The organism is Streptomyces sp. NPDC104761, assembly GCF_055583445.1.
In genome coordinates this window covers 1-23,002 of sequence record NZ_JBVJNZ010000036.1, presented here as the reverse complement: position 1 = coordinate 23,002, position 23,002 = coordinate 1, and the positions used below count along the sequence as shown (strand labels likewise).

The following is a 23,002-nucleotide window of genomic DNA, read 5'->3' as shown; positions in this document are numbered from 1 at the left end:
CCCCGGGAGCGATGGGGCCGACTCCCCCACGCGGTTGCTTCCGCTCATTCCGCCCACTGGGGCGCGCTTCGCGCCACAAGGGCCGACCCCGCTGCGCGGGGCCGACCTAACGGGCCTACGGCCCGAGCGGCAGCACGGGGTGCGGCTGTCCTCTGCAGGTTCTGGGGGCTTGGCGCCGGGTCAGCGTCTACGGGACCAAGTACTACCGATTCCCGCAACGTGCAGGGTCAGTGCGGTCAGCCCCAGGAGCATCACGTTGACTGACGAGAACGTGTGATTGGTGCTGATCTCGGCCTCGTTGATGAGGAACGCGATGAAGAACAGCACTCCCGCGACTATGCCGAGCATGACTAGCCCCTCTCATAGGAAGGAAGCCCGTATGCCCGGCCCCGCCCCCACAGACGTGGGCGGCACCTCCGAAAGTGGTCAGCCCGTGCGGGCATGGGCTGACGGCTTCTCAGGCATGGGCGCGGCGGGGGCTTGCTGCCTTGTGCGAGGCGGCGTGATGCGCGGGCCGGCCTGTCGGGGGGACTGCGAGACGCCGCACGGACAGGCCCGCGGTGGCAAGGAGACCGGTGAAGACGGCCAGGAGGAGGACGGACACCCACATCTGCCGGCTGCCGGGCGCCTGCCAGCCGGTCCAGGCAGAGGATGCCACCCACAGCAGGACGCCTGCTGCGTAGAAGGAGCGGACGCGGTGCAGCTGTCGCACGGCCCGCAGGAACTGGATGCGTTCGGTCTTCGGTGCCATGCGGGGCCGTGTACCCCGATGTTCCACGCCATCGGGGCGGAAGGAAGACTTGGGTAGGGGCCTTTCCGGGGGAGTCTCGCACGTCTGCATCTCGATGTGATGCAGCATGTAGCATTGGCGTAATTCAGGGACATCCGGTGGAGAGCGGTTTGCGTGTTGATCTACGTGTATCTTCCGCATGAGCTTGCCCGGCTCGGGGTGGTTGCGAAAGCTGCCGGACTCGATCACCGTCGGATAGCCGCTCAGGTATGCCTGGCTCGTGAACGCGCCGGGAGGGCGAGGACGGCCCCGCCCGAACCGCATCACTTGAGCGAGGTGCTCATCGCGGAGTTGCGGCGCCTTCAGTGGGAGCGGATCGCCGGTCTCATGGAGAAGGAGCGCATGGCCGCGTACGTGCCCTCCGGCGACTCGCGCGCCATCCGCTACGAAACGCAGCGTGTGCAGCGGTTGATGGCAGACGTGGCCGAGGCCGAGCGGTCAGGTGTCGGGACTCCTGAAATCTGTCGGCACCGTGTCTACCGGATAGATGCCCGGCCCATCGCCGGCGGCTCCAGGCCGGACATGCCTGCCCCCGCCGTCCACCTGATGGCGGCATCACCCGATGAAGCAGCCGTGAAAGCCTGGGCCATCCATGGAAGAAACGGCGGGCTCTACCAACTCGGCGGATACCGGATCGATTCTGTCACACAAATCCTTCCCGAGCCGGGAGAACTCTTTTGATCCAGCTCCGGGAACACCAGGTGGAACAGAAATCACGGTTCCGAAAATGGGTCGGATTCCCTGCAAGATCCTGTGTGCCACCGGAGGGGGCGAGAGGCACGATCGTCTCCGCGACCGGATCAGGTAAGACGATCACCGCCGCTGCGTGCGCGCTGGAATGCTTCCCCAGCAGCCGGATCCTCGTCACCGTGCCGACCCTGGACCTGCTCGTGCAAACCGCCCAGGCGTGGCGGACGGTGGGGCACCGCTCCCCCATGGTGGCGGTGTGCTCGCTGGAGAACGACCCGGTGTTGAACGAGCTGGGAGTGCGCACCACCACCAACCCGATCCAGCTCGCCCTGTGGGCCGGATCCGGACCAGTCGTAGTGTTCGCCACGTACGCCTCTCTCGTGGACCGCGAGGACATCGACGCTCCCGTGGGCCAGCGGAAGGTTCGCGGGCCGCTGGAGGCCGCTTTGGCAGGCGGAGAGCGGCTGTACGGCCAGCGTATGGACGGCTTCGACCTCGCGATCGTGGATGAGGCGCACGGCACGGCCGGTGATCTTGGTCGTCCGTGGGCGGCGATCCACGACAACACCCGTATCCCGGCGGACTTTCGGCTCTACCTGACTGCGACCCCGCGCATCCTCGCCGCGGCCCGGCCGCAGAAGGGCGCGGAGGGCCAGGAGGCGGAGATCGCGACCATGGCCGATGACCCGGAGGGCACGTACGGCGCGTGGCTCGCAGAACTCGGGCTCTCGGAGGCGATCGAGCGCGAGATCCTCGCCGGGTTCGAGATCGACGTCCTGGAGATCCGCGACCCCTCACCCGTCCTCGGGGAGTCCGAGGAAGCCCGGCGCGGCCGGCGCCTGGCGCTCCTGCAGACCGCGCTCCTGGAGCACGCGGCGAAGTGGAACCTCAAGACCGTCATGACGTTCCACCAGAAGGTGGCGGAGGCCGCCGCGTTCGCGGAGAAGCTGCCGGAGACCGTTGCTGAGCTGTACGTCAACGACGCCACCGACGACGACCTGGCCGCCGCCGACAAGCTGCCGAAGTCCTCCATCGGCGCAGAGTTCTACGAACTCGATGCAGGCCGCCACGTTCCGCCGGACCGGGTGTGGTCGGCGTGGCTGTGCGGCGACCACCTCGTCACCGAGCGGCGCGAGGTCATCAGGCAGTTCGCCAACGGCATCGACGCAGCCGGGTGCCGGGTGCACCGCGCGTTCCTCGCCAGCGTTCGCGTGCTCGGGGAAGGTGTGGACATCACCGGCAAGCGGGGCGTGGAAGCGATCTGCTTCGCGGACACCCGCGGCTCGCAGGTGGAGATCGTGCAGAACATCGGCCGGGCGCTCCGGCTCAACAAGGACGGCAGCACGAAGGTGGCCAGGATCATCGTGCCGGTGTTCCTGGAGCCCGGCGAGGACCCGACGGACATGGTCGCCTCCGCCAGCTTCCGCCCTCTTGTAGCGGTCCTTCAGGGCCTGCGCTCGCATGATGAGCGTCTGGTCGAGCAGCTTGCCTCCCGCGCGCTCACCAGCGGCAAGCGCAAGGTCCACCTCCAGCGCGATGAGGACGGGCGGATCGTCGGGGTCGGCGGGGAGGGCGACGGCGAGGACCAGGAGGACGACACCGACGCCGCTGCCGAGTCGGCCCTGCTCCACTTCTCCAGCCCGCGCGACGCGGCGACCATCGCGGCGTTCCTGCGCACCCGGGTCTACCGGCCGGAGTCGCTGGTGTGGCTGGAGGGCTACCAGGCCCTGCTGCGATGGCGGAGGGAGAACGGGATCACCGGCGTCCACGCCGTCCCGTATGACGTTGAGGTCGAGGTGGGGGCGACGAAGGCGTTTCCGCTTGGGCGGTGGGTGCACCAGCAGCGGAAGGCGCTGCGGGCCGGGGAGCTGGAGGAGCGGCGCAAGGTCCTCCTGGACGCGCCGGAGGCCGGGATGGTCTGGGAGCCCGGCGAGGAAGCATGGGAGGCCAAGCTCGCCGCGCTCCGCTCCTACCGGCGCGCCACCGGACACCTCGCACCGCGCCAGGACGCCGTGTGGGGCGAAAGCGAGGCGATGGTGCCCATCGGGCAGCACATGGCCAACCTCCGCCGCAAGGGCGGCCTCGGGAAGGACCCTGAGCGGGCCGCCGTGCGCGCAGCGCAGCTGACGGGGATCGACCCGGACTGGGACTGCCCCTGGCCACTGGACTGGCAACGCCACTACCGCGTCCTCGCCGACCTCGTCGACGCTGACGGCCGCCTGCCCGACATCGCACCCGGCGTGCAGTTCGAAGGCGACGACATCGGACGATGGCTCGCACGGCAACGGGAGGCGAGTACCTGGGCCCAGCTGTCCACCGAGCAGCAGAAGCGGCTGTCCAAGCTTGGCATCAAGCCCAGCGAGGCGCCGTCTCCTGCCCCGGCAGCAACGCGTGCGACCAAGGGCCCGAGTAAGGCGCAGCAGGCATTCCGGCGCGGACTTACGGCCCTCGCGCAATGGGTGGAACGGGAAGGTGCCCACCGGCCTGTTCCGCGCGGGCACGCTGAGGAGATCGTGGTCGACGGCGAGACGGAACCGGTGGCCGTCAAACTGGGCGTATGGATCTCCAACACCAAATCCAGGCGCGACAAGCTCACGGTGGAGCAGCGCAACGCGCTTCGGGAGCTGGGAATGGAGTGGGCGTGAGGACCACGGGCCGCTGGCCGACTCCCATCGGGCTCACTCGAGTGTGGGCAAGGGAAGGCGCGGCACTCCCGGTGGAAGTGGACCGTCACCCCGTCCACAAGGTCCTGGTCCTCGACGGCCTCGCCGCTGCGGTCACCGCATTGGTGCCACGGGGTCCCCTCGCTCAGGGCCGCATCCTGGTCGGGGGGCGCAAGCCCTGGCTCGCTCCGCGTTTCCCGGCTCTGTTCAAGGCGCCCTGAGCGCGTCGGGCCGCGGCGGCCCGACGGTGGCCGGCTGCCTGTGGTCGTACGGGCTCGGTGGTCACCCGGGTTCGGGGGCGGTGACGGCCGGGGCGGCGCCGAGGAGGCCGAGGAGGGTCTCGCGGTGGAGGTCCGCGATCGGGCCGAGGAGGTCCGGGTGGCGCAGCAGGGGGGCCGCGCGGTGGTCGCGCGGGCTGGGGATGGTCAGCCGGCGCGCGTCGCCCACGCTGTCGGGGCCGTGGTGGGTGGCGGCCAGGCAGGCGGCGGCCAGGGCGGCGAGGTCGGCGTCGGCCAGCAGGCAGGCCGCCCAGCTGACGACGGTCTCGTCGACCTGGGTGCGCCAGGCGTGGGTGGCGTCCGTCAGCGGGGGTGCGTCGGCGCCGGTGACGAAGTCCAGCCGGCCGGAGCCGCCGGGGCCGAGCAGGTCCAGCAGTTCGGCGTCCAGCGCGGTGGGGTAGCGCAGGGCGGCGGCGATGGTGGCCGCATGGCCTGCCTGGGCTTCGGCCAGGGCCTGGTTCAGCGGGCCGGTGGCCGGGGGGAAGGCCGCCAGCAGCCAGCGTGCGGAGGCGGCGATGACGGGCGAGAGCGTGGTGGGCATGGTGGACCGTCCTGTGCGTATGCCCGCCTGTCCTGGGTGTTCCGGTGGGGGTGATCCGGTCGCGGGCACTGCGCGCCCGGGCGGGGAGGTGCGGACAACGGTACGGCGGCCTCCCCCGGGGGCGACAGGAGCTGCGTCACAGCCGGGGATCACCCCCTGGCCTTCGGCACTGGCTCCCCACTCCTTCACCGGGGACGCCCGGGCGTAGGAAGTCCACGGCCAGGGCGACACGGTGACGCGGGAAGAGCGCGAGACCCAGGCAGCACGGGGCCGGGTGCGGGCGCAGCGGATGAACGGGCTGATGCGTGATCGCGCCACGGCAGAGCTGCTGGGCATGGGCTGTGCGGGCCTGCGCTGTCGTGGACATCGGGTTCGGGGCGGGCGGCCGGATCTGACCGCAGGATGCTGTCGACGGGGCTCGGGGATGGTCGGGATCTACAGGTCGAACTCGAGGTGCTCGATGTCCGTGAAGCGGACTTCCTCCAGCTGGCCGGCGCGACGGCCGCCGTCCTGGAAGTACACCTCCTTGAGCGCCTCAGCCGCGAGCTCTTGGAGGCGCTGCTCGGTGGCGCCCTGCTCCTGGGCCTCGAAGAGGCGCGCCGCGTACTGCGGGGGCAGGGCGACGGTCAGGTGGCGGATGCGGTCCTGGTCCGTCGACCCGATCGGGGCGGTGTAGCCGAGCCGGGCGCGGGTGTCGATGACGATGCCGCCGGTCGTCACCGCCCGCTCCTTGGCCTTGGCGCGGATCCGCGGCTGCCACCGCTTGTTCACCTCGCGTTCCAAGCGCGCGGCGAGCTCCGGGCGGGGCTTTTTGATCTGGTCCTTCACGTACCGTTCGACGGTGCGCTGGGAGATCCGCAGCATCTGGGCGACCGCCTTGGTGCCCTTGAGCTGCTTGACCAGGTACCGCATCTGCGCGCCGGCCGACTTCGGGACCGGGCGCGTGAACGCCCGCTGCACCGCCTGGTCCAGGCCGTCCCCGAACAGGGTCATCGCCTGCTACTCCCCGCTGTCCTTGTCCGTGACCTGCCCGTCCTTGATGTAGCGGGCGAGGTTGAGTTCCGGGGCGTCGAACCGCTCGCGGACCTCTTCGCCCCACAGCACGCTCTGGGTGCCCTCGTGCTTGACCAGGCCGGGGTTGATGCCGAGCTTGAAGCCGCCCGGCAGCGGCTTGCCGTCCCGGTAGGGAAGGAAGTCCAGCGGGCTGGTGCCGCCTGCCGCGTAGACGACGCAGTCGGACAGGATCGCGACCGGGTACCGTCCGGTGAACGCCGCGTGCTTGACGATCTTACGGTGCAGGTTGATCCGGGTACGGGAGATGACTGCCGCGCGGATGTCCGGCCGCCATGTCGGGCGGGACAGGGCGCGCCACGGCTGCCCGGGCTTCCAGCCCTCGCCGCGCGGGCGCTCGCGCAGTTTGCCCAGGCCGCCCTTCACGGTCGCCTTGACGGCTGAGACGACGATCGCCAGCTGCGGGTCACGGTCCTTGTAGCCGTCCATCGCGGCCAGGAAGTCGGCCGGCTCCATGTCCGGGTGCACGCCCAGGTCGGCCATCGTGGCGAGGTACGCGTCGCGCAGCCGCTGGTACCAGCCGTCCAGGTAGCGGCCGTTGTCGTAGCGGACGTAGGCCTCGATCGGGGTGACGTCGTAGCCGAGTTCCACCGCGTACGCCACAGTGGGCGTCGCGTACCAGGCCGGGCCCTGCGGTCGCTCGCCCTTCGGTGTGAACGGGCTCGGCAGCAGGCTCGCCTCCAGGTCCGCCCACTTGTCCTTGCCGACCTTCACCCGCGACAGGTCGACGTGGGAGAGGTCCACCAGCCAGGAGCCGGGCAGCTTCGCGTCGAACACCGGCGTCTCGACGTGGGTGGGCGCACCGAGGCCGACGACCAGGCCGTTGGCGCCGGCGGCGAAGGCCATGTTGACGTCGATGCCGACCAGGTGGCGCAGGGTGCACTCGGCGTCCGTCATCGGCCGCGCCCAGTCGTACGCCTCCTCGAACAGCTTTTCCGCCGGGCCGCGGACGTGGAAGCGCGGCAGGTCCGCCAGGAGGGGGTGCCCGTCGGGGGCCTCGCACGGCGCGCAGTCGACCGGGTCCTTGCCCAGGCTGCCGGGGTTGTGCTCGGAGTGCCGCCTGCCGTCGGCGTCGGGCTCGGAGGCGCGGGTCGGCGGGTGGAGCGCGGTCATCAGCTCCAGGCCGGTCACGGCGGTCGACCCGCGCGGCGTCATCACCCTCGAGGCGTACACGCCCAGGACGCGGGCGAGCTCTGCCGGAGGAAGCCGGGCGGCCTCGCCCCAGTGCCGCGTGTCCAGCGCGTGCCACGAGGGGATGCACAGCTGCACACACTGGCGGTCCGAACCGGTCGCGGGCCGGTAGATCCGCGCCCACGGCCCGAACCCACGCTTGGTCAGCTTCCACTGCGCGCGGACCAGCTGCTTGACGACCTTGTGGCCTTCCGGGATCCGCCCGGCGAGCCGCTCCTCCTGCGTGAGGGCGACGGGGAGGCCGTAACGCTTGAGCGCGGCCTCGGTGAGCACCAGCAGCGGGTCGGCGTCCTTGCCCGGCCCGGACAGCTTCGGCTGCCCGAGCTTCGCCTCCTTCAGCGTCCAGTCGATCAGGGACGGCAGGGACTTGGCGGGCACCTCCAGGACCAGGCCGCCCGTGCAGTACGCGACGACCTGGCCGTCGGCCTCGACGTCGACGATCGCGAGCGGACCGTTCTCGAACCGCGGGTCCGTGCCACCGGCCGGGGTGTTCGCCGGGGCGGCCTTCTTCGCAGCCGGGCGGCGCGACGCGGACGCCGTCGGCCGGGTGGCGCGCGCCGGAACGGGCGCGGCAGCCGGAGGCACGGCGTCGACGGCCGGGCGGGTCTGGCTGTTCTGTTCGGTCGTCATGGCCGCAGCCTCCGGCGCCGCGTCTGTGTGCACAGGCTGCGCCTGCGGAGCCGAGGGGGGGACGGCCGTGTCCTCAGTGGGCGTCACGGAGTTGGAGTCTGCGGAATAGAGCTCCGCGAGCTTGTTGAGCAGGCGCGCGTAGGCCTCACGCTCCGGCGGCCGCGGCTCGGTCTTACCGGCCTCCCAGCCGCTGACGGTCGCACGCCGCACGTCCAGGGCTGAGGCCACCTCGTCCAGCGTCAGACCGTGAGCCTGGCGCAGCCGCTTACGTTCCCTGGGCGGCGGCAGCACAGACCGGGACGCAACCAGCGCATCGACCCGATCGAACAACTCGGACATCGAACACCTCCGGAGCCACACCCTAGCCCACCGACCGTACGGATAGCGTACGGTTGGCGAACCTGTGGCGTACGAAATGCGTTGCGTCAGGGCGTCGGAGCTGAAGCCCGCCCTCCTGCTGTCCAGGGAACCGCACGACGGGTGGCCGGAGGAGACGGAACGGGGAGGGGAGCACACCGGCCGTCCCGCGTCGCCCGGCTGGGACCCGGCAGATGCCCCCGAGTTCGACCGGCTCATGAGAGAGCTGCGGGGGCTGACCGCGTTCGTCCAGGCACACCAGCACTGGGACTGCCGGGCGAACGGCGCGGACATGGTCGCCGTACGGCAGGCACTCCACGCCCCCGGTGCCGTTCCCGCCCCCGCCGGAGACCCGGCTTCCCTCGAGCGCCAGAATGTCGGCCCGGCCGCCTGACCGGCCGGTACAGGGCCGTTGCTGTCCAACCAGGCCCGAGGGTCGGGAAGGGGTACAGGGCGGCCAACACGGACGCCGCCCCCGTTCGAGAGGGGCCACACATGGCTCACCCCGTCCGCGTCTTCAAGGTGATCAACTCCAGCACGCTCACGGACACCGTCGTCCGCTTCCGCGCGGCCGCGCCCGACGGCGCCGTCGTCACCGTCCGCGTCAACGGCCGCGACGAGCGTGTGGAGCTGCTCGGCTACCCGCTCGTCGACGAGCACGGCACCGCGCACGCCGCCGCGTTCCTGGACACCTACCTGTAGCCGGAGCGCCCCCGCCGGCCCTGCCAGCCCTTGGCAGGGCCGCGCCGGGGTATCACCCACGCTCAGCCCCGGCGGCGCTCCCGGATGGCTCCGAGCCGCTTTCGCAGGCCACCCGCAACCCCGACTGTGGCCACTGGTACGGGAGGATCCGGACCCGCCTATCGCCGAGCAGGTCCACCTCGACCTGATACGGACCGTGCCGTCGGCCCAGTTCTGCCGGGCCAGAACCGGCGCGTGCCGCCACTTCCCGCCCGACATCACCCGGAGCGCCGGGCGGTCGGTCCGGGGCCAGGACCACACCTCCGGCCGTGGCCCGTCCTCCGAGCGCCACGGCCTGGCCGGCTGCGCGTCCGGGATCGTGCTCATGCCTTCGACGGTAGGCATCCCTCCTGGAAGGCACCGCCGTGAACACTCACCGCCCCCAGTCCGACGCCTGCTTCTCCCGCCTGACCGCCCTCTTGGCGCTCGCCCTGGTCCTGTTCGCCCTGCTGCTCCCGGTCGGTGCCCTGGTTGCCGCCAATGACATCGACTCCCACCGCTGCCCCGGCTACTCCGTCGGCACCGTCGACCCCATCACGTGCATGCCGTACAGCCACAGCCAGGGAACCGGGACTACCAACCATCCCGGGAGTAGCGCCCGCCAGCCCGCCCCGCAGCCGCCCCCGAAAGCGCCTAGACGCGGCGCTGCGGCCTCGATCCGGTTGGGAGCGTCGGACTCCCGCCGGTTCGCAGCGAGCGCCTGGTCGACGTGCTTAGACGCCGTTTCACTTGGTGGGTCGTCGGTAGTTGATGAGGCTGGTGGCGATGGCGGTGAATGCGAGGAAGTGCTCAGGCTTGCGTTCGTAGCGGCGGTGCAGGCGGCGGCAGCCGGCGAGCCAGGACATGGTCCGCTCGACCACCCAGCGGTGTCGGCCAAGTCGCTGTGAGGTGTCGGTGCCGCGGCGGCGATGCGGGGTGTGATGCCTCGTTCGCGGAGCCATCGCCGCAGGTGAGAGTAGTCGTAGCCCTTGTCTCCGTGGAGTTTCGCAGGCCGCCGCCGTCGGGGACCGCGTCGGCTGCGCACCGGTGGGATGGATGCGATCAGCGGCTGCAGCGCGAGGCTGTCGTGTGTGTTGGCAGCGGAGATGGCGACGGCGACGGGGAGGCCGCTGCGGTCGACGACGAGGTGGATTTTCGATCCGCTCTTGCCTCGGTCGGTCGGATTCGGTCCGGTCAGCTGCCCCCTTTGAGTGCTCGGACGCTGACAGGGTCGACGGCGAAGCGCGACCAGTCGAGCTCGCCCTGGGCTCCGAGTTCATCGAGGATGACGCGGTGCAGACGGGCCCAGACCCGGGACTGGCTCCAGCGGGCGAAGCGCCGGTAGACCGTGGGCCAAGCCGGCCCGAAGACCGGTGGCAGCTGCCGCCATGAGCACCCTGACGTGGCCACGAACACGATTGCCGCCAGACACTCGCGGTCCCCGGCCCGTCGCCGGCCGCCTCCCTGTGCGCGTACGACCACCGTCTCGGGCACGACCCGCCGGAACAACTCCCACAGCTCGTCCGGCACCAGGCGCTCAGCAAGACCAGCACAACGACCCCAGCCACCAAAGGAAACGACGTCTTAGCAGGGGCCGTGCAGCGCGGCGACGCAGGGTTGACCCATCTCGCACCGGTGTCAGTTATCACCAACATTTTCCGGCTCTGCGATCGTCAAGCGCTGCCCAAACTCGGTGACAAACGGTGTCGGCTCTCGGTTACGAAGCCAACCGGGCACACTCCGGCATCCGGACCGCCGGGAACAGTTCCAGTTCGAAGAAGAAAAACACCTACTTACTCGGCGGTGATGCGTGCAAGGGCGTCCTGGAGTCGGCGGACGGCATCCTCCGCCTCCGCATAATCGTCAGGACTCGCGGGGACAGTGCCGAAGGTGCCGCCAGGGCCTGCAGGCAGGGCACGCCGGCGCAGGATCGGTTCGAGTGCGTTGATGGCACCGGAGAGAAACCAGGCCAGGCGCCCATGAGTGCGGGCGAGAGATATCGCCAGGACGGCCAGCGTTTCCCGGAGGTGTTCGAGCCGGTCTTTCTGTGGCAACGCCTCCTGGACGTCCGGCGGACCGACCGCGTCGCGCAGGCCGGCCTCGGCCTCTACGGCAAGCGTGCGGTCGCTCGGCTCCAGCTTCCATACCTGGTCCTGAATCTGCTGCTCGGCTTCCTCGGCCAGCACCGCGACGATCCTCCGCATGTCCATACGGCTGACTCTAGTGAACACGGTCCTGCCGCCCGAACCAGCTCTGAGCCCTGGCCTGGGCGAACGGCGCCCCAGGATCCGAAACAGGTCAGGGGGTGGCCGCTTCGTCGGATCCGGCCGGGCGAGGGGTGGTGGTCCAGCTGCTGAGAATGCGCAGCGACTCGGTCGTGGCGGAACCCGGCTCGGGGATGTAGACGCACAGCGTCTGGTTGTCGTCGCCGGGGGGTTGCAGCGATTCGTAGGAGAAGTACAGGTCACCGACGAGCGAGTGCCGGTAGTGCATCGTTCCGTGACTGCGGCGCAGCACACGGTGGTCGTTCCACCATGCGCTGAACTCCGGTGATTTGAGCGTAAGTTCACCGATCAGGTCGGCCAGCCGGCGGTCCTGCGGGCAGCGGCCCGCTTCCAGTCGCAGCATGGCCACGGTCTCGGCGGCGATCTGCTCCCAGTCGCCGGTGCGCTCGCGAGCCTCGGGGTCGAGCAGGTAGTAGCGGGCGAGGTTGCGCCGCTGGACCGGCAACGCCTCGAAGTCGGTGAGGACGGCGCGGGCCAGGTGGTTCGAGGCGAGTACGTCGGTGCGTCGACCGATGATGAACGCCGGCACGTGGTCCAGGGTCTGGAGCATCAGGTGCAGACCCTGGCGGACCCGCTGCGGCGACACCGGTGCCCGCCGCCCGCCGGGGCGGGCGAGAAGGTTGGTGAGGTGCTCGCGCTCGGCGGCGTCCAGACGCAGCGCGCGGGCCAGGGCCTCGACCACTTCCGGTGACGGATGTCCGGCCCTGCCCTGCTCGAGCCGGGTGTAGTACTCGGTGCTCACGCCCGCAAGCCGGGCGGCCTCCTCGCGACGCAGACCAGGCACCCGCCGGACACGTCCGTCGGGGGCCAGGCCCGCCGACTCGGGGCTCACCCGTGCCCGACGGGTGCGCAGGAAGGCGGCGATCTCGCTGCTGCGGTCCATGCACCCAGTCTGGACCGTGTGCATGCGCTCGCCCCTGTGCTGGGTGGCCCTGCCAGTACCTGTTCCGTCAGGACCACCTACGGGCCATCCGGGCCGGTGGGGCGGTGGTGTGCTGGAAGACGGGAGGGCCTGCGACGGCAACGTCCGAGGCCTCCGCCATTTACGTGCCTCTTCCGGAAGGTGTCACACCATGACCACCGAAACCTCTCCCACGACCTCTGCCAAGCCCCTGGAGGGACGGGTGGCCGTCATCACCGGCGCGTCCAGCGGCATCGGCGAGGCGTCGGCCGAGCACCTGGCGTCGCTGGGAGCGAAGGTCGCCGTGCTGGCCCGGCGCGCGGAGCGGCTGGACGACCTGGTCGCGCGCATCGGCAAGGACGGCGGCACCGCCGTGGCGGTCGCCGTCGACGTGACCGACGCCGCCGCGGTGCAGGCCGCGGCCGACCGCGTTCAGGCGGAGCTGGGCGGCGCGGACCTGCTCTTCAACAACGCCGGCGTCATGCTGCCCGGGCCTGTCGAGGAGCTGCGCGCCGACCAGTGGCAGCAGCAGATCGACCTGAACATCTCCGGGCTGATGAACGTCATCGGCGCGTTTACCCCGCAGCTGGTGAGGGCCGCCGACGAGCGGGGCGTGGCCGACCTGATCAACACCTCGTCGAGCGCCGCGCAGAACCTCTACCCGACCTTCGCCGTCTACGCCGGCACCAAGGCGTTCGTCTCGCATCTGTCGAAGCACCTCCGGGTCGAGCTGGGCCCGAAGAAGGTGCGGGTGTCCGCGATCGAGCCCGGGATCGTGGGCACGGAATTGCAGGACCACGTCACGGACCCCGGCGCCCGTGACTGGCTGGAGGGGTCGAAGGACACCGTGGACTGGCTGGTGCCGGACGACATCGCGCGGACGGTCGGTTTCATCGCTTCCCTGCCGCTGCGGGTCAACCTCCCGCAGGTCTTCATCATGCCGACCGCCCAGCCCAGCTGACACACCCATCCCGTGCAGGCGCCCTCCGTGTGCTGGGCGCCGTGCCGCCGCCGCCGTCCTGGCGGTGCCGGCGGCGGTCTGCGGCGGCCCGGTGCCGGTGTCGCGGCCTCTCCGTGTCGCACACCGAGCCTGAATCTGTGCCGTGGTCTTCGGCACGGGGTTGCCGGTGGTGCCTCGGCCGGTGCCTGCTGCGGCAGCACTGCGGGCCGGTCCGTCCCTGCTGCTTCCGTTGTGCTGCGCCGTGTCGCAGCGCCGTCACGTTCGGTCAGATGATCGCGCAGGCAGCAGGAGTCCCGCGGCCGGCTCGCCCGCGGTTTCCGCGCAGAGGTGCAAGGTCCGGGCCGAGGTGCGGGGCACCGCACGACGACGGAGGATATTTCCTGGGCCGGCAGGAGGCGCATTCCGTTGGCAACGACGTCGCCAGGCCGGCCGAAGCCGAACCGCGACGGGCACAGCAGCGAAACACCTGGAGGTGAACACCATGCCCTTCTCGCAACCCAGGCAAGGCTTCCGCAACTACTACGAGCGTTCCGGCAGCGGCACGCCCGTCGTCCTCGTGCACGGCAACCCGGGCGACCACATGGAGTTCTCACGCGTGGTGCCGCTCTTGGGCGAGAACGTCGATGTGGTCACCCCCGACCTGCGGGGATACGGGAAATCCGACAAGCACCTGGAGGACGTCGGCAACGCCTACTCGCTCACGGGCCAGGTCGACGCCGTCATCGCGCTCATCGACGAACTGGGTATCAGCAACGCCGTACTGTGCGGCTACGACGTGGGCAGCTTCACCGTGCAGACCATCGCCGTGAAACGTCCGGACCTGGCGCACTCCCTGGTCATCGCCCCGCCCACGCTGGGCGTCGGCCGGCGGATCCTGGAGGAGAAAGCCGTCAACGCCTTCCTGCACGCCATCCTCTACAAGACCAGGCTGGTCGAGGACCTGATCGACGGAAAGCCGGAAGCCGTTCGCGCCGCACTGCGCGAGAACCTGGAGAGCTGGTCGCCCCCCGGCTCCCCCGCGGTCGATGTGCTGCTCGACCACCTCACCGAGAATCACTCGAAGCCCGGCGAATTCGTGGCCAGCGCGATGTGGTTCCGCTACCCCGAGGGCAACCCCATCACCTTCTACGCCAACGAGACCAAACCGGCGCCGCAGGACAGGTTCTCGAAGAACATCACCATCCTGTGGCCGGACAGCGACGCACTCTTCCCCACGGAGTGGAGCGACTCGCTCGACGACTACTACAGCGACTACGACCTGCACTTCATGGAGAACACCGGGCACTTCAGCCCCGTCGACTCCCCGGAGACCTGGGCGGAGCACATCCGCAAACATGCAGAGGCTGCCTCCACGCAGCGATGAACACCGCGGACCTCGACCGGTTCTGGGAACTGCTCCACGCACTGCCCGGCAGGGACGACGCACGGTTCCTCTACGGCAAGGACGCCGATGGCAGGCTGCGCGAGCGGAACCTGCGACGGTACCTGGAGCTGATGGACCACATCCGTCCCCGGATGCTCCTGATCGGTGAAGCCCCCGGCTACCGGGGTCACGCCGTCACCGGGCTGCCGTTCATGAGCGTGGCCCAGCTGGCAGCCAGACCGGGGCTGATCACCGGCGACCCGGACGGCGACGGTTTCGAGATCCCCACCGACCCGCCGGCCCTCTGGGAAGCTTCGTCGACCGTGGTATGGCGTACGGTCACGACCCTGCGAGGGCCGGTACCGATGTTCTGGCCAATCTACCCGAACCACCCGCACGAACCCGGCCGGCCCGGCACCAACCGCCCCCCGCGCGCCAGTGAGATCACCCAGGGCACACCCATCGCCCTCGCCTTGTCGGCCGCCTTCCGGATCCAGACCATCGTCGCGGTCGGCCGCAAAGCCCAGGAAGCACTCGCCCGCAACGGCGTGGAAGCCATTCCCGTGCGTCATCCGGCCCAGGGCGGCGCCAGGATCTTCGCCACCCAACTCGCCCAGGTCGAGCAGGCAAGCCTTCCGGGCCCCTGACACGTACGGAACCGACCGGCACCGCCGCACACCAGAGCACCTGCCGCCCCTGCGCTACCGATGGTGCAGCGGCCGCAGGAGCCCGAGGTGGCACCAATGCCTGAGCTGATCCGGAGTCTCGAGGCCTCCCCCAGGCCTGCGAGGGCTCAGCCGAGCGCGTCAAGGGCGCGGGCGTACCCGGAGGCGTCGACCGCCCAGAGGTGCGGGCCATCGAGTCAACGTCCTGTGGGACGAGCAGGCTGACCGCCATTTTGCATGCGCCGGCCCAGGGGGCTGCGGTGGCGGCCGGGCCGGGAGAGCCCTTTCACCGAGGCCTCACCGGGAGTCGGCAGAGTGTCCGAGGTCATCAGTCAGCGGGACCGGGAAGAGTGCGATGTCAGCGGCAGGGCTGGTCGTACCCCTCAGCCGGCTCGGGGCTGCTGCCGCACCGCTGATGAGAAACCCGCACCAGGCGCTCGCCGGGGCGCCAGCGAAGGTGCTCGGTACGGTCCTGGCCGAAGGACGACGAGGTGCCGACGGTCACATAATTCCCCAGCGGTGTGGTCACGTATTTTCCCCAGGCGGTGGCCGCTCGGGATGCGGCGCCCGACGGGTCAGTCCTGTCGGTCCGGTTGTGTTTCGGGGACCCCGATGAATGGCACGTGGTCCGCAGTTGCCGTGAAGCCGCTTGCAACCGAATCCTGTTGCCGCTTCATGACCGGATGCGCATCCTGCTGGGATGCGCTTCTCCATCAACATCCCGAACTTCGGTGACTTCGCCGACCCCCGCAACGTAGCGACCGTTGCGGCTGCCGCCGAACAGGCCGGCTGGGACGGACTCTTCGTCTGGGACCACGTACTGCACCGGCAGCACCAGGAGCGTCCCTTCGGAGACCCCTGGATGCTGCTGACCGCGGCCGCGCTGGCGACCTCACGGATCCGACTGGGGACCCTGCTCACGCCGGTCCCCCGTTACCGTCCGCAGCAACTCGCCCGCCAGGTGGCCACCCTGGACCACCTCAGCGGCGGCCGGGTGACCTTCGCCGCCGGTCTGGGCGGTCCGATCGAGGACGAATACCGCAGCTTCGGCGACACAGCCGAGCCACGCCTCCTCGCCGAGCGGCTCGACGAGGGACTGGAGTTGCTGGGGCGCTTCTGGTCCGGCGAGCCGGTGAACCACCACGGCCGGCACTACGAAGCCCGGGACGTGGCGCTGCTGCCCGCCACCGTGCAGCGGCCCGGTCCGCCGGTGTGGATCGGCGGGTTCTGGCCGCGTCGTGCGCCCATGCGTCGGGCAGCGCAGTGGGACGGCGCGGTGCCGCTCTTCGAAGCGGCCCGGCACGGGCATGCGCCCGATGCGGCGGAGGTACGGGAACTGGTCGGCTATGTACGCAAGCACCGCACGGCCGGGACCGAGCGTCCCTTCGAGTTCGTCCTCGGCGGTGCCACGCCCCCGGACGCAGCGAAGGCCAAGGACGTGATCGGTCCGCTGTACGACGCCGGAGCCACCTGGTGGGACGAACGACAGGTCCAGACCGGCCCCGACCTGGACCGCCTCCCTCCGGTGCTGCGCCGGATCGAAGCGGGGCCGCCAACCGTCTGACCAGCCATCCGAGATGGTGCGGGACGCGTTCAACATCCCCCAGGGAACCGTGACCGCGCGGGTGAGCAATCGCGTGACACTGATCATGCAGACCGTGGGGAAAAACGTGACCGCCCGCCCGAGGGGACAAGACGGGCGCTGGCGGCGTTCCCTGCCGAGCTGCTCCCTGTCCCGGAGGCGCCCGTGCCACGGCGCCGGCTGTTCCTACGCCGGGGCAACAGCACGGTCTAACGCGCTCCGCGCTGGTACAGGGCCTGACTGCTCTGCAGTCAGGCAAAAGCGGCAGCAGCAGGGGAAGGCGTGCCGCGCTTGTTCCACACATCCCCAACCGAAAACCCGTCACTTCTCGGGCCCGGACGATTCTGGGATCACATCCCGGATCCCTCCAATTACCGGATGAATACGAGTGGCTTCGACTCAGAGCAAGGCCGACCAGATACCCGATCCGGAATACGGCATCACATGTTCCCTGAGGAATGCCGTGGACGTATTCGCCGAATATACGGAGACGACGCCTCCGGCGTCCTCAACTACATCACCCCCCCCGGACACACAACTCACCGAGACCCTCGCACACCTCACGGACACCGGTCACGGACCACCCCAGTCGCCGGGCTCGACCACCCGGAAGCGTTCTGCAACGACAAGAGTGCCGCCACCAATGACCGGAGTGCGTCCCAGCTACTCACTCACGCCAACACTCCAGAAGAACTCTCCGTGCGCAGCCCGCCACTCCACCACACCGGAGCAGCCACATCCCACTGCTCGCGCGAAACCGTCCTCGACCTCCCTCACAGGAACGACACACACGTCGACGATCGACCCACGGCGCTCGATCAGGCTTCGGGAGTGCCGCGCGGGTGGCACGGACGGCACGGAGCAGGTTGAGGTCGAGGATGCGGGTCCACTGGGTGTCGTCGGTGTCGAGGAAACGGATGGGCTTCACGTCGTCCCGGCTCCGACGTTGTTCACCAACAGGTCGATGCCGCCCAGCTCGGCGAGGGCGCTGTCCACGAGAGTGGGAACCTCCGCCCGCCTGCACTGTCCAGCCCGTGCACCGAGACCCTCAATACCCGGACGAGGAAGATTCCTTGGCTCCGAAACAAGAGCGTCCCCCGGTCCCACGGGTGCGTCTTGCGGTAGACGGCCCGTACCCCGCCCGCGTTGATCGGGCCGTCCTGGGCGATCCAGCTCCTCACCACACGCCTTGTTCGAATTTCTGTCAAAGGCGCTGGGAAGCGGTGCCCGCAACCGCGTTCGGCAGTGAGGGAAGACCGGACGACAGATCGGAGCGGGCCGTTCTGCCGTGGTGGATCGGTGTTTCTGTGTCGGTCAGTGAACGGCCGGTTCCGCCTCTGCGCGACGCGACGATCTCCGCGGCGATCGACAGCGCGGTCTCCTCGGGCGTACGGCCCCCGAGGTCGAGTCCGATGGGTGACCTCAGGCGGGCCAACTCTGCCTCGCTCAAACCTACTTCACACAGTCTGCGCCTGCGGTCGGCATGGGTGCGACGTGAACCCATGGCACCCACGAAGGCAACGGGGAGCCGCAGCGCGACCTCCAGCAGGGGAACATCGAACTTGGCGTCGTGCGTGAGGACACAGAGGACAGTCCGCGCGTCCGTCCGGGTGCCCCGCAGATATCTGTGCGGCCAGTCCACGACGACCTCGTCCGCCTCGGGGAAGCGTGCCTGAGTGGTGAACACCGGCCGGGCGTCGCACACCGTGACGTGGTAGCCCAGGAACTTCCCGGCCCGAACCAGCGCCGCGGCGAAGTCGACCGCACCGAATACGATCATCCGCGGCGGCGGCGTGCCGGCCTCGACGAGCAAGGTGAGGCCTTCAGGGCAGGAGGAGCCTTCCGGCGACAGTTCGACCGTGCCGGTGCGGCCTGCGTCAAGGGCAGCCTGGGCGTGCTCCGCGGCCGTGCGGTCCAGGTCCTCGTGGATCCCGAGGCTGCCTTCCGTGGAGCCATTGCCGTGGACGAGGAGAGTGGTGCCGAGGTGCTCGGGCAGACCTTCGACCACTCGGACCAGGGCCACCGGCTCACCCCTCTCCATGGCGTCCAGGGCGGACTCCAACAGTGCCCTGACCGACGCGTTCGCGGGCAGAGGTGTGACCATCACGTCGAGGACGCCACCGCAGGTCAGGCCCACGGCGAAAGCATCCTCGTCGCTGTAGCCGAAACGCTCCACCACACTCTGGCCGGTCTGCAGCACCTCAGCACACAGGTCGTAGACCGCGCCCTCCACGCAGCCGCCGGACACCGATCCGATGACGGTGCCCGCACGGTCGACGGCGAGGGCGGCACCGGGGCCGCGTGGAGCGCTGCCGCCGACGGACACGACGGTGGCCACGGCGATGTCACGGCCGTCGTGGAGCCAGTCCTTCAGTTCCGGGAGCAGGTCAAGCATCGTTGCCTGCCGCCGTAAGGACGCGGTCCGGTCGGATGGGCAGGTGACGATGCCGTCTGCCGGTGGCGTGCCAGACCGCGTTGGCGATGGCGGCCGCTGCGCCGACGACGCCCACCTCGCCGATGCCTTTGATGCCGACAGGGTCGTCGGGGTCCGTGTCGTCCACCCAGTCCGCTTCGATGCGCGGGACGTCGGCGTGCGTGGCCACGTGATAGGTGGCGAGGTCTGCACCGACCGGGCCCCCGAAGGCCGGGTCGCGCACGGCTTCTTCGTGGAGCGCCATGGAGATGCCCCAGATCATGCCGCCGGTGAACTGGCTGCGCGCGGTGAGCGGGTTGACGATGCGGCCGGCGGCGAACATACCGAGCATGCGTCGTACCCGTACCTCACCTGTGGCCGGGTCCACCGCGACTTCGGCGAACTGGGCTCCGTAGGAATGGCGTTCCATGCGCGCGAGCGCGGCGATCTGGGCCGTGGTGTCCGAGCGGACGGTGATTCCCTCGGGCGGGATCGCCATGCCGAGAGTGAGTCGCTCGCGCAGGTCACGGGCGGCCGCGATGACGGCCATGGACCAAGAGCGGGTACCCATCGAACCGCCCGCGATCATCGCGAAGCCGAACTCGCTGTCGCCGATCAGCACCGTCACTTGCTCGGGTGGGACGTCGAGGGCGTCGGCCGCGACGAGAGTGAGCGCGGTCCGTGCGCCGGTGCCGATGTCGGCCGCCGATATCCGCACGGTGAAGCGGCCGTCGGGCTCGGCGGTGACGGCGGCGGTGGAGGGGGCGGCGCCCGCGGGGAAGGACGCGGCGGCGGTCCCGGTGCCCAGCAGCCACCGGCCCTCGCGCCGCACCCCCGGCCTGGGATCGCGCTCGGCCCAGCCGAAGCGGCGGGCGCCCTCCTCGAAGCAGGCGCGCAGGTTGCGGTTGGCGAAGGGCAGGCCGGAGACAGGGCCCTTGCCCGGTTCGTTGCGCAGGCGCAGTTGGATCGGGTCGATCCCGCACTTCTCGGCGAGTTCGTCGAGCGCGGACTCCAGGGCGAAAGACCCCGGAGCCTCACCCGGCGCACGCATGAAGGTGGGGCTGGGCACGTCGAGGCGTACGACGCGGTTCTCCGTGTGGTGGGCGTCGGCGTCGTACATCACCCGTGCCACGCCGGCACTCGGCTCGACGAACTCGTACACCGTGGCGGTACGACTCACCGAGCGGTGGTCAAGGGCACGCAGCCGTCCATCGGCGTGGGCCCCGAGCCTGATCCGCTGGACGGTGGGGCTGCGGTGCCCGGCCAGCGCGAACATCTGAGGCCGGGTCAGAGCCACACGCACCGGACGCTGGAGGACCGTGGCCGCCATCACGGCCGCCACCTGGTGAGCGCGTACGCCCTTGCTGCCGAAGCCCCCGCCGACATGCTCCGACCGCACCCGCACCGACGCGGGATCCAGCGAGAACAGGTTCGCCAGCTCGCTGACCACCCAGGAAGTGCCTTGATTGGAGTCGACCACCTCCAGCCGGCCGTCCTCCCAACGGGCGGTCGCCGCATGAGGCTCCATCGGATGATGATGCTCCTCCGGCGTCGTGTACTCCTCGTCCACGACGACGGCCGACGCGGTCAGTGCGGCCTCCAGATCCCCCTTGTCGGTCACGCCGGGCATGTGACCGTCCACGGGGTGGGAGACCGGGTGGTCTCCTGTGAACTCGATGTCGTGCGGCAGCGTCTCGTACTCGACGGCCAGAGCCTCGGCCGCTTCCCGTGCCTGCTCGGGCGTCTCCGCGACGACCAGGGCCACCGGCCAGCCGACGTGGGGCACTGTGTCGTTCTGGAAGACAGCGCAGGTGGGGTCGGGCCTGATGCCCAGCAGGCCGACGTAGTCGGTTTCCAGGCGTGGTGCATTGCGGTGGTCCAGAACAGCCAGGACACCGGGCATCTCAAGGACGGGAGCCCTGGCTATGTCACAGATGCGGCCGCGCGCGACCGTGGACAACACCAACCAGCCGTAGGCCAGTTCGGTGAAAGGGATATCGCCCGCGTAGCGTGCCGCGCCGGTGACTTTGTCCCGGCCCTCCACTCTCACGTGACCAGTGCCCACCGCGCGCACGGCGGCCTTCTGTGCGGTGGTGGTCATCGCGCGGCCGCCTCGGTGAGCTCGCTCAGCACGGCCACGGTCAAGTTACGCATCAGTGTCACCTTGTATCCGTTGTGCGGCAGCGGCCGGGCCGCGGCCAGTTCCGCCTCTGCGGAGGCCGCGTACGTCTCGGCAGTCGCGGGCGCCCCGATCAGGACCCGTTCGGCGGTACGGGCTCGCCAGGGCCGGGACGCCACGGCGCCGAACGCGAGACGTGCGTCGAGTACGACTCCGTCGCGGACGTCGAGGGCGGCGGCGACGGAACCGATGGCGAAGGCGTAGGAGGCGCGCTCGCGCACCTTGCGATACTGGGAGTGGGCCGCGACCGACACGGGCGGCAGTGAGATCCCCGTGATCAGAGCACCTGCCGGCAGGGCCGTCTCTCGGTGCGGGGTGTCGGCGACGGGCAGATAGAGCTGATCGAGCCCGAATTCGCCCTGCCCGTGGGCGGTTTCGTAGTGCACGACCGCGTCAAGGGCGGTCAGGGTGACGGCCATGTCCGAGGGGTGCACGGCCACACAGCTCTCGGACGCGCCCAGGATGGCGTGATTGTGGTGCTCGCCGCTGAGGGCGGGGCACCCGCTGCCGGGGTCGCGTTTGTTGCACGGCTTGGTGGTATCCGTGAAATAGGCGCAGCGGGTGCGCTGGAGGAGATTGCCGCCGACCGTGGCCATGTTGCGCAGCTGACCGGAGGCACCGGCGAGCACCGCCTGGGCCAGCATCGGGTAACGGCTGCGTACTTCGGGATGGGCGGCAAGGTCACTGTTGGAGACCGTCGCGCCGATGTGGAGTCCACCGTCCGGGGACGGCTCAATGCGGTCCAGGGGCAGTTCCCGTACGTCGACGAGGCGGGCCGGACGCTCTACGCCGCTCTTCATCAGATCGACCAGGTTGGTGCCGCCGGCAAGGTAGCGCGCGTCGGGATCGTTGTCGAGGAGGGCGACGGCGCCCATCACATCGGGCGCCCTGTGGTAGTCGAACTCCTTCATGCGCCCGCCCCGGACTGCACCGGTGCGGCCGCCTTTGCCGGGTCGGCGGTCTCGGCCGCTCGTGCGACGGCCTCGACGATCGACGTGTAGGCGCTGCAGCGGCACAAGTTGCCGCTCATTCGTTCACGGATCTCATCTGCGGTCAGCGGTGTCGGTCCGGCCGCCGGACGGATGTCGCCGGAAGCGGCGCTGGGCCAACCGGCAGCGTGTTCCGCGAGCATGCCGATCGCCGAACAGATCTGTCCGGGCGTGCAGTAGCCGCACTGGTAGCCGTCGAGTTCGAGGAACGCCTGCTGCACCGGGTGGAGTCGGTCGCCGTCCGCGACGCCCTCGATGGTGGTGATCTCACGTCCTTCGGCGGCAACCGCGAGTTGCAGACAGGAGACCGACCTGCGGCCGTCGATCAGGACAGTGCAGGCACCGCACTGGCCTTGGTCGCAGCCCTTCTTGGTGCCGGTCAGATCGAGGCGCTCGCGTAGAGCGTCGAGCAGGGTGGTGCGGTGGTCGACGGGCAGGGTGTGTTTCTCGCCGTTGATGTGCAGGGTGATGACGCTGGACGTCATTAAGGTCATGAGCGATTTCCTTGCGACGTTCTGTTGTTGACGTAAGGGGGCCCCGGGTGTGCCGGATTCAGCGGCCGCTCGGAGTGGGCGCCGCAGTGGTGGTGGCTGACTGTCAGGGGTGGGCTGATCGCTGGTGAAACGGCTGGCGAGCAGTAAGACGTTGTTTCTTATGGTGCGTCTGAACACGCACGCTGGAGGGCATCGAAGGCTGCGCCGGCGGAGTCGGCAGGGAAAAGCCGCAGGACGGT

The 23,002-nt window shown here is 69.9% G+C and carries 21 protein-coding genes and 1 pseudogene; 9 read left to right on the top strand and 13 right to left on the bottom strand.

The annotated features are described in order from the left end of the window. Window positions 1–180: 180 nt before the first annotated feature. A complete protein-coding gene (locus ACZ63F_RS42665; RefSeq protein WP_469719442.1) occupies window positions 181–348 on the bottom strand; it encodes a hypothetical protein in 168 nt (55 codons plus the stop codon). A 109-nt stretch (window positions 349–457) separates the two neighbouring features. Next, complete coding sequence (locus tag ACZ63F_RS42660) at window positions 458–751, bottom strand: hypothetical protein (protein ID WP_469719440.1); 294 nt, start codon at window positions 749–751, stop codon at window positions 458–460. A 153-nt stretch (window positions 752–904) separates the two neighbouring features. On the opposite strand from ACZ63F_RS42660, the gene ACZ63F_RS42655 reads away from it, so the two are divergent. From ACZ63F_RS42655 to ACZ63F_RS42645, 3 genes are all read left to right on the top strand, one after another. Continuing rightward, window positions 905–1,471: a hypothetical protein gene (locus ACZ63F_RS42655; RefSeq protein ID WP_469719438.1), complete on the top strand. Its 567-nt coding sequence runs from the start codon at window positions 905–907 to the stop codon at window positions 1,469–1,471. Beyond that, complete coding sequence (locus tag ACZ63F_RS42650; protein WP_469719437.1) at window positions 1,468–4,125, top strand: helicase associated domain-containing protein; 2,658 nt, start codon at window positions 1,468–1,470, stop codon at window positions 4,123–4,125. Before ACZ63F_RS42655 ends, ACZ63F_RS42650 begins: the two co-directional genes overlap by 4 nt. Before the next feature lie 71 nt (window positions 4,126–4,196). Then, window positions 4,197–4,364 carry a hypothetical protein gene (locus ACZ63F_RS42645; RefSeq protein WP_469719435.1) on the top strand — a complete coding sequence of 56 codons (168 nt, stop codon included), beginning with the start codon at window positions 4,197–4,199 and terminating at the stop codon, window positions 4,362–4,364. A 61-nt stretch (window positions 4,365–4,425) separates the two neighbouring features. On the opposite strand, the gene ACZ63F_RS42640 is transcribed toward ACZ63F_RS42645, so the two are convergent. From ACZ63F_RS42640 to tap, 3 genes are all read right to left on the bottom strand, one after another. After that, a complete protein-coding gene (locus ACZ63F_RS42640) occupies window positions 4,426–4,962 on the bottom strand; it encodes a hypothetical protein (protein WP_469719434.1) in 537 nt (178 codons plus the stop codon). 435 nt (window positions 4,963–5,397) lie between these two features. Further along, window positions 5,398–5,955 (bottom strand): telomere-protecting terminal protein Tpg, encoded by a 558-nt coding sequence (gene tpg, locus ACZ63F_RS42635; protein WP_469719433.1) that lies wholly within the window; start codon window positions 5,953–5,955, stop codon window positions 5,398–5,400. A gap of 6 nt (window positions 5,956–5,961) precedes the next feature. After that, the gene (tap, locus tag ACZ63F_RS42630) at window positions 5,962–8,193 is read right to left on the bottom strand and encodes a telomere-associated protein Tap (protein ID WP_469719432.1); all 2,232 of its coding nucleotides are present in this window, start codon (window positions 8,191–8,193) and stop codon (window positions 5,962–5,964) included. A 64-nt stretch (window positions 8,194–8,257) separates the two neighbouring features. Here tap and ACZ63F_RS42625 point away from each other — a divergent pair, with 64 nt between their 5' ends. Both ACZ63F_RS42625 and ACZ63F_RS42620 read left to right on the top strand, forming a co-directional pair. Further along, window positions 8,258–8,605 carry a hypothetical protein gene (locus ACZ63F_RS42625; RefSeq protein WP_469719430.1) on the top strand — a complete coding sequence of 116 codons (348 nt, stop codon included), beginning with the start codon at window positions 8,258–8,260 and terminating at the stop codon, window positions 8,603–8,605. Between the two features lie 101 nt (window positions 8,606–8,706). Further along, on the top strand, window positions 8,707–8,913 hold the full coding sequence (locus tag ACZ63F_RS42620; RefSeq protein ID WP_469719429.1) for a hypothetical protein: 207 nt from the start codon (window positions 8,707–8,709) through the stop codon (window positions 8,911–8,913). Window positions 8,914–9,677: 764 nt separating this feature from the next. Here ACZ63F_RS42620 and ACZ63F_RS42615 read toward each other — a convergent pair. The 3 genes and pseudogenes from ACZ63F_RS42615 to ACZ63F_RS42605 form a co-directional block, all read right to left on the bottom strand. Next, window positions 9,678–10,464: pseudogene (locus tag ACZ63F_RS42615) on the bottom strand (IS5 family transposase). Window positions 10,465–10,724: 260 nt separating this feature from the next. Further along, window positions 10,725–11,141, bottom strand: a complete 417-nt coding sequence (locus ACZ63F_RS42610) for a hypothetical protein (RefSeq protein ID WP_469719427.1) — start codon at window positions 11,139–11,141, stop codon at window positions 10,725–10,727. Window positions 11,142–11,229: 88 nt separating this feature from the next. Next, on the bottom strand, window positions 11,230–12,099 hold the full coding sequence (locus ACZ63F_RS42605; RefSeq protein WP_469719426.1) for a helix-turn-helix transcriptional regulator: 870 nt from the start codon (window positions 12,097–12,099) through the stop codon (window positions 11,230–11,232). A gap of 190 nt (window positions 12,100–12,289) precedes the next feature. Between ACZ63F_RS42605 and ACZ63F_RS42600 the strand changes: the two genes are divergently transcribed. The 3 genes from ACZ63F_RS42600 (at window position 12,290) to ACZ63F_RS42590 (ending at window position 15,088) form a co-directional block, all read left to right on the top strand. Further along, a complete protein-coding gene (locus ACZ63F_RS42600; protein ID WP_352367598.1) occupies window positions 12,290–13,078 on the top strand; it encodes an SDR family oxidoreductase in 789 nt (262 codons plus the stop codon). Between the two features lie 481 nt (window positions 13,079–13,559). Continuing rightward, a complete protein-coding gene (locus ACZ63F_RS42595) occupies window positions 13,560–14,441 on the top strand; it encodes an alpha/beta fold hydrolase (RefSeq protein WP_469719424.1) in 882 nt (293 codons plus the stop codon). Beyond that, complete coding sequence (locus ACZ63F_RS42590) at window positions 14,438–15,088, top strand: uracil-DNA glycosylase (protein WP_469719422.1); 651 nt, start codon at window positions 14,438–14,440, stop codon at window positions 15,086–15,088. The genes ACZ63F_RS42595 and ACZ63F_RS42590 overlap by 4 nt, the downstream gene beginning before the upstream one ends. Window positions 15,089–15,464: 376 nt before the next feature. Here ACZ63F_RS42590 and ACZ63F_RS42585 read toward each other — a convergent pair whose 3' ends face one another. After that, entirely contained in the window at window positions 15,465–15,635 is a 171-nt protein-coding gene (locus ACZ63F_RS42585) for a hypothetical protein (protein ID WP_469719420.1), read from the bottom strand. Between the two features lie 171 nt (window positions 15,636–15,806). On the opposite strand from ACZ63F_RS42585, the gene ACZ63F_RS42580 reads away from it, so the two are divergent. After that, window positions 15,807–16,670: an LLM class flavin-dependent oxidoreductase gene (locus ACZ63F_RS42580; RefSeq protein ID WP_469719418.1), complete on the top strand. Its 864-nt coding sequence runs from the start codon at window positions 15,807–15,809 to the stop codon at window positions 16,668–16,670. A 1,222-nt stretch (window positions 16,671–17,892) separates the two neighbouring features. Here ACZ63F_RS42580 and ACZ63F_RS42575 read toward each other — a convergent pair. Genes ACZ63F_RS42575 through ACZ63F_RS42560 form a run of 4 tightly spaced genes read right to left on the bottom strand, consistent with a single transcriptional unit; the run spans window position 17,893 to window position 22,763 of the window. Continuing rightward, window positions 17,893–19,083: an XdhC family protein gene (locus ACZ63F_RS42575; protein WP_469719416.1), complete on the bottom strand. Its 1,191-nt coding sequence runs from the start codon at window positions 19,081–19,083 to the stop codon at window positions 17,893–17,895. Continuing rightward, window positions 19,076–21,202, bottom strand: a complete 2,127-nt coding sequence (locus ACZ63F_RS42570; RefSeq protein ID WP_469719415.1) for a xanthine dehydrogenase family protein molybdopterin-binding subunit — start codon at window positions 21,200–21,202, stop codon at window positions 19,076–19,078. Before ACZ63F_RS42570 ends, ACZ63F_RS42575 begins: the two co-directional genes overlap by 8 nt. After that, entirely contained in the window at window positions 21,199–22,191 is a 993-nt protein-coding gene (locus ACZ63F_RS42565) for an FAD binding domain-containing protein (RefSeq protein WP_469719413.1), read from the bottom strand. Before ACZ63F_RS42565 ends, ACZ63F_RS42570 begins: the two co-directional genes overlap by 4 nt. Continuing rightward, entirely contained in the window at window positions 22,188–22,763 is a 576-nt protein-coding gene (locus ACZ63F_RS42560) for a (2Fe-2S)-binding protein (RefSeq protein WP_469719412.1), read from the bottom strand. Before ACZ63F_RS42560 ends, ACZ63F_RS42565 begins: the two co-directional genes overlap by 4 nt. Between the last annotated feature and the right edge of the window lie 239 nt (window positions 22,764–23,002).

Excerpts from the sequence above, each read along its gene's own strand:
- ACZ63F_RS42665 (WP_469719442.1), bottom strand. The coding sequence starts at position 348 with ATGCTCGGCATAGTCGCGGGAGTGCTGTTCTTCATCGCGTTCCTCATC.
- ACZ63F_RS42660 (WP_469719440.1), bottom strand. The coding sequence starts at position 751 with ATGGCACCGAAGACCGAACGCATCCAGTTCCTGCGGGCCGTGCGACAG.
- ACZ63F_RS42640 (WP_469719434.1), bottom strand. The coding sequence starts at position 4,962 with ATGCCCACCACGCTCTCGCCCGTCATCGCCGCCTCCGCACGCTGGCTG.
- tpg (WP_469719433.1), bottom strand. The coding sequence starts at position 5,955 with ATGACCCTGTTCGGGGACGGCCTGGACCAGGCGGTGCAGCGGGCGTTC.
- tap (WP_469719432.1), bottom strand. The coding sequence starts at position 8,193 with ATGTCCGAGTTGTTCGATCGGGTCGATGCGCTGGTTGCGTCCCGGTCT.
- ACZ63F_RS42620 (WP_469719429.1), top strand. The coding sequence starts at position 8,707 with ATGGCTCACCCCGTCCGCGTCTTCAAGGTGATCAACTCCAGCACGCTC.
- ACZ63F_RS42610 (WP_469719427.1), bottom strand. The coding sequence starts at position 11,141 with ATGGACATGCGGAGGATCGTCGCGGTGCTGGCCGAGGAAGCCGAGCAG.
- ACZ63F_RS42605 (WP_469719426.1), bottom strand. The coding sequence starts at position 12,099 with ATGGACCGCAGCAGCGAGATCGCCGCCTTCCTGCGCACCCGTCGGGCA.
- ACZ63F_RS42600 (WP_352367598.1), top strand. The coding sequence starts at position 12,290 with ATGACCACCGAAACCTCTCCCACGACCTCTGCCAAGCCCCTGGAGGGA.
- ACZ63F_RS42595 (WP_469719424.1), top strand. The coding sequence starts at position 13,560 with ATGCCCTTCTCGCAACCCAGGCAAGGCTTCCGCAACTACTACGAGCGT.
- ACZ63F_RS42590 (WP_469719422.1), top strand. The coding sequence starts at position 14,438 with ATGAACACCGCGGACCTCGACCGGTTCTGGGAACTGCTCCACGCACTG.
- ACZ63F_RS42580 (WP_469719418.1), top strand. The coding sequence starts at position 15,807 with ATGCGCTTCTCCATCAACATCCCGAACTTCGGTGACTTCGCCGACCCC.
- ACZ63F_RS42575 (WP_469719416.1), bottom strand. The coding sequence starts at position 19,083 with ATGCTTGACCTGCTCCCGGAACTGAAGGACTGGCTCCACGACGGCCGT.
- ACZ63F_RS42570 (WP_469719415.1), bottom strand. The coding sequence starts at position 21,202 with ATGACCACCACCGCACAGAAGGCCGCCGTGCGCGCGGTGGGCACTGGT.
- ACZ63F_RS42565 (WP_469719413.1), bottom strand. The coding sequence starts at position 22,191 with ATGAAGGAGTTCGACTACCACAGGGCGCCCGATGTGATGGGCGCCGTC.
- ACZ63F_RS42560 (WP_469719412.1), bottom strand. The coding sequence starts at position 22,763 with ATGACCTTAATGACGTCCAGCGTCATCACCCTGCACATCAACGGCGAG.